Here is a 12,362-nt window from a genome sequence, read left to right on the forward strand (position 1 = left end):
ATGTGATGGGGTCATCACACGCCCAAAATAATTTGATCAAATCCAGAAGTACTACCGGATCAGGTTCGGGCGCAACCTCAATTTACGACGCATGGTTTGGGGTAAATGGCGGTTCAGCCGTTTGTTCACCAGACCAAAAACACCAATCACCACCAGCGTAAGCATGATGAAATAGAACGCAAGGATCGGGTAGGGTACAAAGGGATTGAACGTCTTGTCGGCGAAATAACTGGCGTAATAAAGCGCGTCTCCGCGTTGTTGCCACGCGGGAAACCCCGAGAAAAACACCAGCGCGGTGCCGTGAAACAGAAAGATCGCCTCGTTGGTATAAGACGGCCATGCCAGCCGCAGCATGGTGGGCCAGATGATCCGTTTGAACCGCATCCACCCCGACAGACCGTAGGCATCTGCGGCCTCGATGTCGCCCTTTGGGATGGACATCAGCGCGCCGTAAAAGATCTCGGCGGAATAGGCGGCGGTGTTGAAGAACAACACCACCAGCGCGCCCAACCAAGCGGTCGTAAATGGGTCAAACAGCGGTGACACTGATTTGAGGTTCAAGAACAGGAAATACGCAAAAAAGAACTGTATAAACAACGGCGAGCCGCGAAACAGGAAGATGAACCATTCCGCCGGTTTGCGCAAAATTTTGCGCTGTGAGGCCTTGCCCATGGCCAAAGCTGTGGCAAAGAAAAACCCCATCATCAAGGCCGCCACGCCGAAATAGACGTTCCAGATCATGCCAGATCCGATCAGCGTGAATTGTTCGCATAGGGTGAAGTCGTTGCGCGGAAGCAACCGTTCGCCGATGCCGATCGCGCGCAGTCCATAGTCTTGGATGGTTTGCAGGCAACTCATGAGGTGGCCTTGCGTTGGGCTTCGCCGGCCGCCGTGGCCTGACCACGTGTCAACCGGGCCATTATGCGTGCCAGCACCACTTCGGATACGCGCGTGAAGAGCAGGTAAAACACCAACAGCGCCAGAAAGTACCACATGCGCCAGTCGCCATGCGGATAGTCGGTGAACCGCGGTGTTTTGGTGCCGCCCAATTCGCGGGCCCAATAAACGATGTCTTCTACGCCGAGCAGAAATAACAGTGGCGTGGCTTTGATCAAAATCATCCAAAGGTTGCTCAGACCGGGCAGGGCAAATACCCACATTTGCGGAACCAAAATACGCCAAAACGTTTGGCGTTGCGTCATGCCATAGCTTTCGGCGGTTTCAAGTTGCGCGCGTGGTACGGCCTGCATGGCACCAAACAAAACATTGGCCGCAAACGCGCCAAACACGATGGCAAACGTCAGGACCGCAAGGGAAAACCCGTAGGTTTCGTGCACCCATTGCGGCGCGCTGCCCAAGGGCATTTTGGCCGCCTGACAGACGACAAAGTCACTGCCTTGGCGGATCGGGGCGGTCGCATCAGGGCACAACGCTTTGTGGCGCAGATATTCGATACCCTGATCCAGCGCGATCACGAAAAACAAGAAGAACGCGATGTCGGGCACGCCGCGCACAATAGAGATGTAGCTTTTGCCCAACCACCGCAGGGGTGCAACCTGCGCGCGCGCTGCAGAGGCGCCACCAAAGCCAAACAGCAGCGCAATTGGCGCAGTGATCGCCAGCAAAGAAAGCACCGTCAGGACCGACCAATAGATCGACATGTGTTTGCCCGTGGTCAGGTAACACGCCATCCACTGCCAATCCGGTAAGGTGCTGGGATCTGTACAAAAACTAAAAATAAGAGCCTCTTAAATGGTCAGGGGGCGGCCCGTGCCACCCCCTGTTGTCTGTTTAGAACTGTCCGAAAATTTCCCATTTTGCGAGCAGTTTATTCAGTGTGCCATCGTCCTTCATAGAGGTGATGGCCGCGTTGAGCTTGGCCTTCAGGTCTGCATCGCTTTCGCGCACACCAAGGCCGATGCCACCGCCGATGAGCTCTTCTTGTTCTAGCAAAACCAGGTCGGCGTCGGCGTCGGCGATGGGGGACAAGAACGCCTTATCGGCCAAAACGGCATCCGCTTCGCCGTTTTTGACGGCCGCGATGGTCTCTTCGGGTGTCGCGAATTCAACCAACGTGCCGGCGCCTGACGCGATGAAGGCGGCCTGAATGGTGTTGGTTTGCGCCGCAAGAATACCCGATTTCAGGTCTGCATCGGCAGAGAGCGCGATATAGCCAGATGGGTCGGGAAGCGTATAGTTTTGCGTGAAATCAATGACTTCGTCGCGTTCATCCGTGATGGACATGCCCGCGATGATCACATCATAGTTGCCTGAAACGAGGTTGGGGATGATACTGTCCCATTCGTTGGTGACCCATTCGCAGGTCAGTTCGGCACGGGCGCAAAGGGCGTCGCCCACTTCGCGTTCGAACCCATCAACTTCGCCCGCATCGTTGAGGAAGTTATAGGGAGGGTAGGCGCCTTCTGTACCTAAGCGTATGGTTTTGCCGTGGCCATCGGCCAGTGCCACACCAGCGGTTGCCGCCAGAATTGTGGTGGTGAGGATGAGGTTTTTCATTGATCGTCTCCCAGTTTATTATGGTGATTATGTCGCGTGAGTGGCTGACAGAAACCCACGCAATCGTTCGGATTTTGGCGCGCCAAAAACCGTATCCGGCGGGCCTTGTTCTTCGATCCGCCCATGATGCAGGAACACCACGTGGTTTGACACATCGCGGGCCAGTTTCATGTCGTGGGTCACAATGATCATCGTCCGCCCTTCGGCGGCTAGATCTTTGATAACCTTGACGACTTCTTGTTCCAGCTCGGGGTCGAGGGCGGATGTGGGTTCGTCAAACAGCAAGGCTTGCGGTTCCATGCACAATCCCCGCGCAATCGCCGCACGCTGTTGTTGCCCCCCCGACAATTGCGCGGGATAGGCATCGCATTTGTCGCCGATCCCGACCTTGTCGAGGTACCCGCGCGCGGCCTCTTCGACCTGCGTCCGGTCGCGCCCCAGAACGGTCAGCGGCGCTTCCATCACGTTTTGTAGGATGGACATATGTGACCACAGGTTAAACTGTTGAAAGACCATCGACAGATTGGTGCGCATGCGCAGCACTTGGGCGGCATCTGCGGGGCGCCGGTTATGGCCCGCACCTTTCCAACGCACGGGTTCGCCCTTGAACGATATCTCGCCTTGCTGGCTGTCTTCGAGCAGGTTGCAACACCGCAAAAGCGTGGATTTGCCAGACCCGGACGAGCCAATCAACGATACAACATGGCCCTTGGGCGCGCGGATACTGACGCCCTTCAAAACCTCAAGCGGGCCGTAAGCCTTGTGGAGATCGGTGATCTCTATAACGGGTTGGTCTGGTGCCAAAATGCGATGTCCCACACGTGAATCAATGCTTTATAAAGAGGCAGATCTACGGGTTTTGCAATGTAGAATGCATGAAATGAGTGCGCTGCACTGCGATTTTGGGCCGGATGCTGCGATGCGTGCAGATGGCGCAGCCGCGCACCATCTGTGGGCCGGAGGGGTCAGGCGCTGCCGTCGACGGCCTGCCGGGCGAGCGCAGAATCACGGTCGCTGATGCCCAGAAAGTTGGTCACCATACGCACCAATGCGTCTTCTTCTTGGGCGCGCGCGCCATCCGCCAACACCACCTGCCATAAGGCGTGCACCACGGCGCGGCGTTCTTCATATGGGACGGCGTCTTTGATGGCGCGGGTGAAACGTACCGTATCAGGGGCCTCTGCCTCTAACGCTTCGGCTTCGGCGCGCAATGCGGTGACTGCGCCGGGGCCTATGCCATAGCGCCGCGCCGTGATCTGGTCGATCCGGGTTTTTTCGCGGTCGCTATAGTCGTTGTCGGATCGGGCGATACGAACCAGCAGCGCAGTAAGAGCCAGACGCGCGTCCTCATCGGGAAGCGCCTCGTCAGAGGGTTGGGTCAACCGTTTTATGAAATCAGCAAACATATCGTTGATATAGTTCCGTTTTGTGGGCGTGCAAATGTCACGTGTGTCGCAGGGCTGTTTGGCGGGCGGCGGCGATGTCTTCATCGCTGAGGCCAAGGGCGGTTTCGATGGCCAACAGTTGTATTTCTTCGTCAAGGGCGCGGTCGCCGTCGGCCAAAGCCACCGTCCACATGGCATCGGCGAGCGCCTTGCGGTCTTCATAGGGGATTTCATCGCGCAGGATTTGGGCAAATTCGGGCGTGCCGGGCGCATGCCGTTCGAGCGCCTCACAGGTTGCGCGCAGCTTGGCGGCATCCAACGGTTTGAGCCCAAAGGTGGCCGACAAAATGCGGTCAATCTGGCTGACTTCGGTGGCCTCATAACTGCGGTCCGCCATGGCCACCCGCACCAGCAACGCACCCAAGGCCAACTGGGCATCTGGTTGTGGCAATGGTTTCGGGTCGGGTTTTCTGCGTGGAAACAGGCGTTCAAACATGGGCAACTCGTCGGGTTAGGCGGGTTTAGAAAAACACGGTGCGCGGGCGGGGCATCACCGATAAAACGGCAGTGGGCATTTACAAAACATACGCACAGTGTGGCAGGCAAAATACAAAACGCAACCTGCCTAACAGCGCGTCTGGGGTGGGTGACCCAACGTTCCAAACAACGTGCCAAGCTGCGTTGCGGCGTGCGACACCCCATAGGGCGGGTTGATCACAAAAAGACCCGATCCGATCATCCCGTGGCCGGGGCGGGCAGGGGGGAACCGCACTTCATGGCGCAGCGCATCGGGGTATTTGGCGATCAACGCGTCCAGCATGGGGGCGTGCAACTGCGATGTCAGCAGCGGATACCACACACAAATGGTGCCCACATTCCACGCCCGTGTGATCCGCGCGATATGTTTGGGGATCTGGGCATAGTCGTCTTTGATTTCATAGCTGGGGTCGATCAACATCAACCCGCGTCTGGGGGTCGGCGGGGTCAGCGCATGGGCCAGCGCAAAGCCGTCTTGTTGGTAGCATTTCGCCGGGTACCCCCGCATCGCCTGACGCAGCGCGGCGTGTTCTGTGGGGTGCATTTCGGCCAGGTGCATGCGGTCGGTGGCGCGCAGCAATTTGCCCGCAATCAGCGGTGATCCGGGGTAACTGGTGGCATCATGCGCGCGGTGCAAATCGGCCAAAACCTGCGCCAGTGGATGGTCAGCGGCAAACCAGCCCGACACGGCCTCTATGCCCTGCGCGGCCTCGCCGGTTTTGCGTGCCGCGTCCGATGACAGATCGTACAGCCCGCGCCCCGCATGGGTTTCGATATAGCTGATAGGTTTGTCTTTGCGCGTCAGATACGTCAACATCCACGCCAAAAGCGCGTGCTTATGCACATCCGCCAGATTTCCGGCGTGGTAGATATGTTGATAGCTCAGCACGCCGCCCGTTTAGACGTTTAGCGCCCAGACGCAATCGGAAAACGGCGTGCTATGTCCCTTAGACCAAGCGCGAGATTTCTTTGGCCGCGCGGACAAAATCCTTGAACAGCGGGTGCGGGTCAAACGGTTTGGATTTCAGCTCTGGATGGAACTGCACCCCGACAAACCACGGATGATCGGGCCATTCGATGATTTCGGGCAACGTGCCGTCTGGGGACATGCCCGAGAACCGCAGGCCCGCGGTTTCGAGTTTGTCGCGGTATTTGATATCCACCTCATAGCGGTGGCGGTGGCGTTCGTCGATGGTGGTGGTGCCGTAAACCTCGGCCACTTTTGACCCCTCGGCCAGCACCGCATCATAGGCGCCCAACCGCATGGTGCCGCCTTTGTCGTCGCCGACTTTACGCGATACCTTTGCGTTGCCCTGCACCCATTCCCTGAGGTGGTAAACCACAGGTTCAAAGCGCTTTTTACCCGATTCGTGGTCAAATTCCTCGGACCCGGCCGTCTTGATGTTGGCCACATTGCGCGCGGCTTCGATCACGGCCATCTGCATGCCCAGGCAGATGCCCAAATAGGGCACGCCGTTTTCGCGCGCATATTGTGCGGCCTTGATCTTGCCCTCGGTGCCGCGTTCGCCAAACCCGCCGGGCACCAAAATAGCGTGGAACCCTTCGAGATGCGTGGCCACGTCATCCGATTGGTCAAACACTTCGGCATCGACCCATTCCACCTTGACCTTGACCCGGTTGGCCATGCCGCCATGGGTCAGCGCCTCGGCGATGGATTTATACGCGTCTTCCAACTGGGTGTATTTGCCTACAATCGCGACTTTCACGGCGCCTTCGGGGTTGTGCACCCGGTCAGAGACGTCGTCCCAGACGGTCATATCCGGGCGTGGTGCGGGGGAGATATCAAAGGCGTCCAACACCGCCTGATCAAGGCCCTGCGCGTGATAGGCCAGTGGCGCGTCATAGATGGTTTTCAGGTCGTAGGCCGCAACCACGGCCTCTTTGCGCACGTTACAGAACAGTGCGATTTTTTCGCGTTCTTTCTCGGGGATCGGCTGTTCGGAACGACATACCAAGATGTCGGGTGCGATGCCGATGGATTGCAATTCTTTGACCGAATGCTGTGTCGGTTTGGTTTTCAGCTCGCCCGAGGCGGCCAGATAGGGCAGCAATGTCAGGTGCATGAAAATGCACTGGCCGCGGGGTTTGTCATGGGCGAATTGGCGGATGGCCTCGAAAAACGGCAGCCCTTCGATGTCACCAACGGTGCCGCCAATCTCGCACAGCATGAAATCAACCTCATCGCCGCCCACATCAAGGAAGGCTTTGATTTCATTGGTAACATGCGGGATCACCTGAATGGTTTTGCCCAGATAATCACCACGGCGCTCTTTTTCCAGCACGGTGGAATAGACCCGACCGGACGAAATAGAATCGGTGTTGCGTGCCGCGACCCCGGTGAACCGTTCGTAGTGGCCCAGATCAAGATCCGTCTCGGCGCCGTCGTCGGTGACGAACACCTCGCCGTGTTCAAACGGTGACATCGTGCCGGGATCGACGTTCAAATACGGATCCAATTTGCGCAAACGCACAGAAAACCCGCGCGCCTGAAGCAATGCACCCAAAGCTGCCGATGCCAACCCTTTGCCCAGAGAGGAAACAACACCGCCGGTGATGAAAATGTAACGTGCCATGGTCAGATATGCTCCCGTGCATCTACGCGGTCAAAAACAAGCCGCCCGGATGGGTTGCGAAAATCGCAACTCCACGGGACTTAAGCCTAACAGGATTCGGGTGGAAAAAGCAAGACGCGCCGCAACATGCTGTTGCAAAACGTCCTACACCCGCAAGGGGTTGTAGTAAGAGATTAATCTACAGCGGGAACGAGCGGTGTCGTATCATCCGCAGCAGGGGGCAGCAGCAAATCGCCATCCGGCAGATCAGGGCTGGCAGGTTCGTTCAGGGCAGGGGGCGTCACGCCCAACCGGTCGATCACCGAAGACCCAGACGCATTTTCAGCGGCAAAGATCGTCAAGGTGATTGATGTGCAAATAAATGCCGCGGCCAAGGCCCAGGTCATTTTGCCCAACGCGGTTGCAGCCGCGCGGCCTGACATGGCCCCGCCGCCACCTCCGCCGCCCATACCCAGGCCACCGCCTTCGGAGCGCTGCAACAAGACGACAGCGATCAGGCCAAGTGCCAGTATAAGGTGGACGATCAGGACGACGTTTTCCATGGATGACCCAATGTGGTTCAAATTACTTTCGGGGTATCTAGGCAAGTTTGCGGTTGCTCGCAAGGGAGGATTGCCCCGGATTTCACAGCATCTGCAATGTGCATGGCGATATGCCCGAAATGGGAGGCCGGTGCTGTGCCAAAATCATGCGCAACTGTTGCGGGTGTTCTATGGGCGTTCGGATCAACGGGGGGCGCTAAGATATGGGGCAATCACTGCGGGTATCGCACCCCGGACCGCACGGAAAAACATCTATATCTCAGACGAATGGCCCCGATAGGTGGGATCGTACTGGACAACGCGGGCGGGGAAGATCAAAGTCCGCGTTATGCCACATGATGATCCAAACCACCCGCATAGCCTGCTGCCCTCTGACCCGGCGCTCCGCGTCAAGGCGCTCGAAACGATTCTGACACGCAAAGGGTTGGTCGACCCCGCCGCGCTGGACACAATTATTGACACTTACGAAAATAAGATCGGCCCTCGGAACGGTGCGCAGGTCGTCGCCCGTGCCTGGCTGGACCCGGCGTTCAAGGCGGCGTTGTTGCAAGACGCGACCGCAGTTGTCGCCGATCTGGGGTTCTACGGGCGCCAAGGCGAACATATGGTGGCCGTTGAGAACACCGCCGAGACGCATAATATGGTCGTGTGTACCTTGTGCAGCTGCTATCCGTGGCCGTTGCTGGGCATTCCGCCGGGGTGGTATAAATCTGACGCGTACCGTGCGCGTGCGGTGCGTGAACCGCGCGCAGTGTTGGCTGATTTTGGTGTGACATTGCCAGAAGAGACGGCGGTGCGGGTGTGGGATTCCACCGCTGAGGTGCGGTATTTGGTTCTCCCACGTCGTCCCGAAGGCACCGGCCACATGGACGAGGCGGCGTTGATGGATTTGATCACCCGCGACAGCATGATCGGCACCGGACTGGCGGTGACCCCGTGACCCGGCTGCATGACATGGGCGGGCGCTATGGCGATGGGCCGGTGATTCCCGAGGACGAAAGCGTGATCTTTCACGCGGACTGGCACCCGCGGGCATTGGCGTTGACCTTGGCATCTGCGGCCCACGGCACATGGAATATCGACGTGTCGCGCCATGCCCGCGAAAGGTTAGCTCCGTTGGATTACGCCCGTTTTTCCTACTACGAAAAATGGATGGCGGCTTTGGCGGACTTGTTGGTCGAGACCAAGCTGGTCAGCCGTGAAGAGTTGGCCGCCGGTGACACGGCCCCCACGCCCATGGCCGACCGCACGCTGACCGCACAGAAGGTTGCGCCGATGTTGGCCGCAGGCGGCCCGTCGGATCGGCCCAGTGACATTGCGCAAAAATTCCAACCCGGTGACGCCGTGCGCACCCGCCGTCTTGCCGCCAATACGCAGGTCGATGGGGGGCACACGCGGCTGCCGGGCTATGCGGCGGGCGCAGTGGGGCGGATCGTGCGGATGCATGGCACGCATATTTTGCCCGACAGTTCGGCCCACCGGATGGGCGACGCAGCAGAGCCGCTTTATGCGGTGGCTATTGCCGCATCTGAACTTTGGGCCCACCCCGAACACCCCCGCGACGAGGTCGTGTTGGATCTATGGCAAAGCTATCTGGAGCCCGCATGACCGCCCAACCTGATCCGGTGTTCACCGAACCTTGGCACGCGCAAGTCTTTGCGTTGACAGTGTATTTGAACGAAGCGGGGCAGTTTGATTGGCCCGATTGGGCGACGCAATTCGGCGCGATGCTAAAGCAACACGGTCTGTCCAAGGACCTGGATGGCGGGCACGATTATTTCATCGCGTGGCTGGACACATTGGAACAGGTGTTGGCGCAAATGGCCTTGGCCGATCCGCAAGAGGCCGAAAAGGTAAAGGCCGATTGGGAAGCCGCCTATTTGCGCACCCCACACGGCGCGCCGGTTTCATTAGACGGCTGATCATGTGGCAAAGGCGTGGGCGGGTTAGTCGTCCACGTCGTCTACATCGGACTGGCCCGACAGGGCACGGCGCACGTGGCTCCAGCTGAGCCCGATCCCAAGCACCACCGACAGCGCCAGCACCCCAAGCCAGACGTTCAGGCTCGAATTGTTCAGCCGCAGCACGCCTAGATCATGCAACACCCAGATCAGCGCACCAACAACGGCCAGCACCAAAACCATGCCGCCCGCCCCAATCGACCGCAACGTCGCGCGCAGGTAAATGATGTAGCCAATCGCCAGCACCAACCCCAGCAACACCGCAACAGATAGGTTCGTGCCGCCATAGTCACGCACCCATTGGATATAGTTGTATGGGGTTGGGTTGAAGGTCAGGGCCAGCAATACAAAGGCAAACGCCCACCGTGTCAGAAAACCCATATCGCTGTCTCCGCCTTGCGCAATTTCGCGGGAAACTACGTGTGTGGCTGGGGGAATGTCCATGGGGAAAGCGGTGGTGCAGATCGCCATGCGTGATGCGGCTTTTTCGCTTTCGCCCCGGAGACTGTGCGGCTATACCGGCGCGGGTTTGACGGACATTTGAGAGGATCAGCCATGGCCAATGTAGTCGTCGTCGGTGCGCAATGGGGCGATGAGGGAAAAGGCAAAATCGTGGACTGGCTCTCTGAGCGGGCAGACGTGATTGCACGGTTCCAAGGGGGACATAACGCAGGTCACACGCTGGTGATCGACGGTAAAGTCTACAAATTGAACGCGCTGCCTTCGGGCGTTGTGCGCGGTGGCAAGCTATCGGTGATCGGCAACGGTGTGGTTCTGGACCCGTGGCACCTGCTCAAAGAGATCGAGACGATCCGCGAACAGGGCGTTGAAATCACCCCCGAAACTCTGATGATCGCGGAAAACACGCCGCTGATCCTGCCGATCCACGGTGAATTGGACCGCGCGCGCGAAGAAGCCGCGAGCAAGGGCACCAAGATCGGCACCACCGGGCGCGGTATTGGCCCGGCCTACGAAGACAAAGTCGGGCGGCGGTCTGTGCGGGTTGCCGATTTGGCGGATCTTGCCACATTAGAGGCACGCGTGGACCGTGCGTTGCAGCACCACGACCCGCTGCGCCGCGGCATTGGGATCGCGCCGGTGGACCGTGACGCGCTGTTGGCGCAGTTGCGTGAGGTCGCACCGCGTATTTTGGAATATGCGGCCCCGGTCTGGAAGGTGTTGAACGAAAAGCGCAAGGCCGGCAAACGGATCCTGTTTGAAGGCGCGCAGGGCGCGTTGCTGGATATTGATTTCGGGACTTACCCGTTTGTGACCTCGTCAAATGTCATCGCGGGGCAGGCGGCCACGGGTGTTGGCGTCGGGCCGGGTGCGATCGATTACGTGTTGGGCATCGTCAAGGCCTACACGACGCGCGTCGGGGAAGGCCCGTTTCCGACAGAATTGGATGACCCGGACGGGCAACGTTTGGGCGAGCGTGGCCATGAGTTTGGCACAGTTACCGGGCGCAAACGGCGATGCGGGTGGTTTGATGCGGTGTTGGTGCGCCAGACCTGCGCGACATCCGGTGTGACGGGTATCGCCTTCACCAAGCTGGACGTGTTGGACGGTTTCGAGACGCTGAAAATTTGCGTGGGCTATGATCTGGACGGAGAGCGGATGGATTATTTGCCCACGGCGGCGGATCATCAGGCGCGCTGCACGCCGATTTATGAGGAAATGCCCGGCTGGTCGGAATCGACCGAAGGCGCGCGCAGTTGGGCTGATTTGCCCGCCAATGCGATCAAATATGTGCGCCGTGTCGAGGAGTTGATCAATTGCCCTGTCGCGCTACTCTCTACTTCGCCCGAACGCGAGGACACGGTCCTTGTGACGGATCCCTTTGCCGATTGAGAGACCAAATGGCCCTAACCTATAAAGCCCGACGCAGATTATCGCTTTTGATCCTCTTGATCGGGCTACCGCTTTATATTGTCACGTCGATTACGGTGATCAACTGGTTAGAACGCCCGTCTATCCTGTTGGAATTGTTTATTTACGTCGTGTTGGGCGTGGTGTGGGCCTTGCCATTTAAGTTTGTCTTCAAAGGGGTCGGGCAAGCCGATCCCGACAAGGCGGACCCTTAAACGACGTCACCCGGCCGCTCGTTCATCAGGTTGAAACCCGATGCTGTCGGCGGCGCGAAACCGCCCGCCTTCGATTCGTTCGATTTTCCCACTTCTGAGCAATTGCCCAAAGGCACGCAGTTCGTTTTCGCGATCAAAATCGCCGGGATGGGCCTGTCGCACGTTGGCCATTAATTCGGGGCGCGAAAAGTCAACGCGGTCTTCGACAAACCCAAGATAGGCGGCTGCAGCCTCGACCAGCTCTGGCAAGGTGGTTGCATCGACGTTTTGCGCAAAGCCGGGAAACCCGCTGTCGCTGGCAGGCACCGTATCATCTGCATGATTGGCCGCGGCGAGATTTTGCCGCAAAGGTCTGCTTTTGCGTAGGTTTCCGGTATCAACCCGTTGCTCTGCGTCGAGCCGAAGTGGGGCAAGCTCTGACGACCGGCGCGGTCGCGCGCGCGATCCAGAGGCCACGGGTCGGCGAGGTTTCACTGCCTGGGCCAGATCTTTGCGATAGGGTTGAGCGACGGTTTCTTCGAGCGTGGTATCGCGCATGGTTTTATCGGCAAACCGGGCGGCGACGGCGGCGCGCAAGTGGTCAAAGGCGCTGCGACGGGTGGCCCCGCCGGGATCTTGCATCTGCGTGTCGGCCTCCGCCATAAGGCGCGACAAATCTTCTGCCGCATCGGTTTCGGTCTGCGCAGTCTCCTGGTTTTCCAAGAGCAGCGGCGCCTGGGGGGGAACGGGCTCTGATACGTCG

The 12,362-nt window shown here is 58.7% G+C and carries 15 protein-coding genes and 1 pseudogene; 5 read left to right on the top strand and 11 right to left on the bottom strand.

The features are described from left to right. Positions 1-51 precede the first annotated feature (51 nt). The 9 genes from ABJH13_RS02805 to secG all read right to left on the bottom strand — a co-directional run bounded on the left by ABJH13_RS02805 (position 52) and on the right by secG (position 7,575). The gene (locus ABJH13_RS02805; RefSeq protein WP_348404695.1) at positions 52-858 is read right to left on the bottom strand and encodes an ABC transporter permease subunit; all 807 of its coding nucleotides are present in this window, start codon (positions 856-858) and stop codon (positions 52-54) included. Further along, positions 855-1,739 (bottom strand): ABC transporter permease subunit, encoded by an 885-nt coding sequence (locus tag ABJH13_RS02810; protein ID WP_348404709.1) that lies wholly within the window; start codon positions 1,737-1,739, stop codon positions 855-857. The genes ABJH13_RS02805 and ABJH13_RS02810 overlap by 4 nt, the downstream gene beginning before the upstream one ends. Positions 1,740-1,791: 52 nt before the next feature. Next, positions 1,792-2,517 carry a transporter substrate-binding domain-containing protein gene (locus ABJH13_RS02815; protein WP_348404696.1) on the bottom strand — a complete coding sequence of 242 codons (726 nt, stop codon included), beginning with the start codon at positions 2,515-2,517 and terminating at the stop codon, positions 1,792-1,794. A 27-nt stretch (positions 2,518-2,544) separates the two neighbouring features. Further along, complete coding sequence (locus ABJH13_RS02820) at positions 2,545-3,321, bottom strand: ATP-binding cassette domain-containing protein (RefSeq protein ID WP_348404710.1); 777 nt, start codon at positions 3,319-3,321, stop codon at positions 2,545-2,547. A gap of 161 nt (positions 3,322-3,482) precedes the next feature. Next, entirely contained in the window at positions 3,483-3,923 is a 441-nt protein-coding gene (locus ABJH13_RS02825; protein ID WP_348404711.1) for a TerB family tellurite resistance protein, read from the bottom strand. A 37-nt stretch (positions 3,924-3,960) separates the two neighbouring features. Then, a complete protein-coding gene (locus ABJH13_RS02830; RefSeq protein ID WP_348404697.1) occupies positions 3,961-4,398 on the bottom strand; it encodes a TerB family tellurite resistance protein in 438 nt (145 codons plus the stop codon). A 129-nt stretch (positions 4,399-4,527) separates the two neighbouring features. Then, a complete protein-coding gene (gene rlmJ, locus ABJH13_RS02835; RefSeq protein WP_348404698.1) occupies positions 4,528-5,328 on the bottom strand; it encodes a 23S rRNA (adenine(2030)-N(6))-methyltransferase RlmJ in 801 nt (266 codons plus the stop codon). 58 nt (positions 5,329-5,386) lie between these two features. After that, complete coding sequence (locus ABJH13_RS02840; RefSeq protein WP_348404699.1) at positions 5,387-7,033, bottom strand: CTP synthase; 1,647 nt, start codon at positions 7,031-7,033, stop codon at positions 5,387-5,389. Between the two features lie 173 nt (positions 7,034-7,206). Beyond that, the gene (gene secG, locus ABJH13_RS02845; protein ID WP_348404700.1) at positions 7,207-7,575 is read right to left on the bottom strand and encodes a preprotein translocase subunit SecG; all 369 of its coding nucleotides are present in this window, start codon (positions 7,573-7,575) and stop codon (positions 7,207-7,209) included. 328 nt (positions 7,576-7,903) lie between these two features. Between secG and nthA the strand changes: the two genes are divergently transcribed. The 3 genes from nthA to ABJH13_RS02860 are packed head-to-tail and all read left to right on the top strand — an operon-like array spanning position 7,904 to position 9,497. Next, the gene (gene nthA, locus ABJH13_RS02850) at positions 7,904-8,515 is read left to right on the top strand and encodes a nitrile hydratase subunit alpha (protein WP_348404701.1); all 612 of its coding nucleotides are present in this window, start codon (positions 7,904-7,906) and stop codon (positions 8,513-8,515) included. Continuing rightward, on the top strand, positions 8,512-9,183 hold the full coding sequence (gene nthB / locus ABJH13_RS02855; RefSeq protein ID WP_348404702.1) for a nitrile hydratase subunit beta: 672 nt from the start codon (positions 8,512-8,514) through the stop codon (positions 9,181-9,183). The genes nthA and nthB overlap by 4 nt, the downstream gene beginning before the upstream one ends. Beyond that, on the top strand, positions 9,180-9,497 hold the full coding sequence (locus ABJH13_RS02860) for a nitrile hydratase accessory protein (protein ID WP_348404703.1): 318 nt from the start codon (positions 9,180-9,182) through the stop codon (positions 9,495-9,497). Before nthB ends, ABJH13_RS02860 begins: the two co-directional genes overlap by 4 nt. A gap of 24 nt (positions 9,498-9,521) precedes the next feature. Here the strand turns inward: ABJH13_RS02860 and ABJH13_RS02865 are convergent, their stop codons facing one another. Next, the gene (locus ABJH13_RS02865; protein WP_348404704.1) at positions 9,522-9,917 is read right to left on the bottom strand and encodes a DUF6524 family protein; all 396 of its coding nucleotides are present in this window, start codon (positions 9,915-9,917) and stop codon (positions 9,522-9,524) included. A gap of 174 nt (positions 9,918-10,091) precedes the next feature. Here ABJH13_RS02865 and ABJH13_RS02870 point away from each other — a divergent pair, with 174 nt between their 5' ends. Both ABJH13_RS02870 and ABJH13_RS02875 read left to right on the top strand, forming a co-directional pair. Next, positions 10,092-11,387 carry an adenylosuccinate synthase gene (locus ABJH13_RS02870; RefSeq protein WP_348404705.1) on the top strand — a complete coding sequence of 432 codons (1,296 nt, stop codon included), beginning with the start codon at positions 10,092-10,094 and terminating at the stop codon, positions 11,385-11,387. A gap of 8 nt (positions 11,388-11,395) precedes the next feature. After that, complete coding sequence (locus ABJH13_RS02875) at positions 11,396-11,620, top strand: DUF2842 domain-containing protein (RefSeq protein WP_348404706.1); 225 nt, start codon at positions 11,396-11,398, stop codon at positions 11,618-11,620. Positions 11,621-11,626: 6 nt separating this feature from the next. Here the strand turns inward: ABJH13_RS02875 and ABJH13_RS02880 are convergent. Next, positions 11,627-12,362 (bottom strand): annotated as a pseudogene (locus ABJH13_RS02880) (hypothetical protein); the annotation flags it as partial.

This window comes from Roseobacter sp. (assembly GCF_039970775.1).
In the GTDB taxonomy this organism is placed as follows: Bacteria; Pseudomonadota; Alphaproteobacteria; order Rhodobacterales; family Rhodobacteraceae; genus Roseobacter.

Excerpts from the sequence above, each read along its gene's own strand:
- ABJH13_RS02805 (WP_348404695.1), bottom strand. The coding sequence starts at position 858 with ATGAGTTGCCTGCAAACCATCCAAGACTATGGACTGCGCGCGATCGGC.
- ABJH13_RS02815 (WP_348404696.1), bottom strand. The coding sequence starts at position 2,517 with ATGAAAAACCTCATCCTCACCACCACAATTCTGGCGGCAACCGCTGGT.
- ABJH13_RS02825 (WP_348404711.1), bottom strand. The coding sequence starts at position 3,923 with ATGTTTGCTGATTTCATAAAACGGTTGACCCAACCCTCTGACGAGGCG.
- ABJH13_RS02830 (WP_348404697.1), bottom strand. The coding sequence starts at position 4,398 with ATGTTTGAACGCCTGTTTCCACGCAGAAAACCCGACCCGAAACCATTG.
- ABJH13_RS02840 (WP_348404699.1), bottom strand. The coding sequence starts at position 7,033 with ATGGCACGTTACATTTTCATCACCGGCGGTGTTGTTTCCTCTCTGGGC.
- secG (WP_348404700.1), bottom strand. The coding sequence starts at position 7,575 with ATGGAAAACGTCGTCCTGATCGTCCACCTTATACTGGCACTTGGCCTG.
- nthA (WP_348404701.1), top strand. The coding sequence starts at position 7,904 with ATGCCACATGATGATCCAAACCACCCGCATAGCCTGCTGCCCTCTGAC.
- ABJH13_RS02860 (WP_348404703.1), top strand. The coding sequence starts at position 9,180 with ATGACCGCCCAACCTGATCCGGTGTTCACCGAACCTTGGCACGCGCAA.
- ABJH13_RS02865 (WP_348404704.1), bottom strand. The coding sequence starts at position 9,917 with ATGGGTTTTCTGACACGGTGGGCGTTTGCCTTTGTATTGCTGGCCCTG.
- ABJH13_RS02870 (WP_348404705.1), top strand. The coding sequence starts at position 10,092 with ATGGCCAATGTAGTCGTCGTCGGTGCGCAATGGGGCGATGAGGGAAAA.
- ABJH13_RS02875 (WP_348404706.1), top strand. The coding sequence starts at position 11,396 with ATGGCCCTAACCTATAAAGCCCGACGCAGATTATCGCTTTTGATCCTC.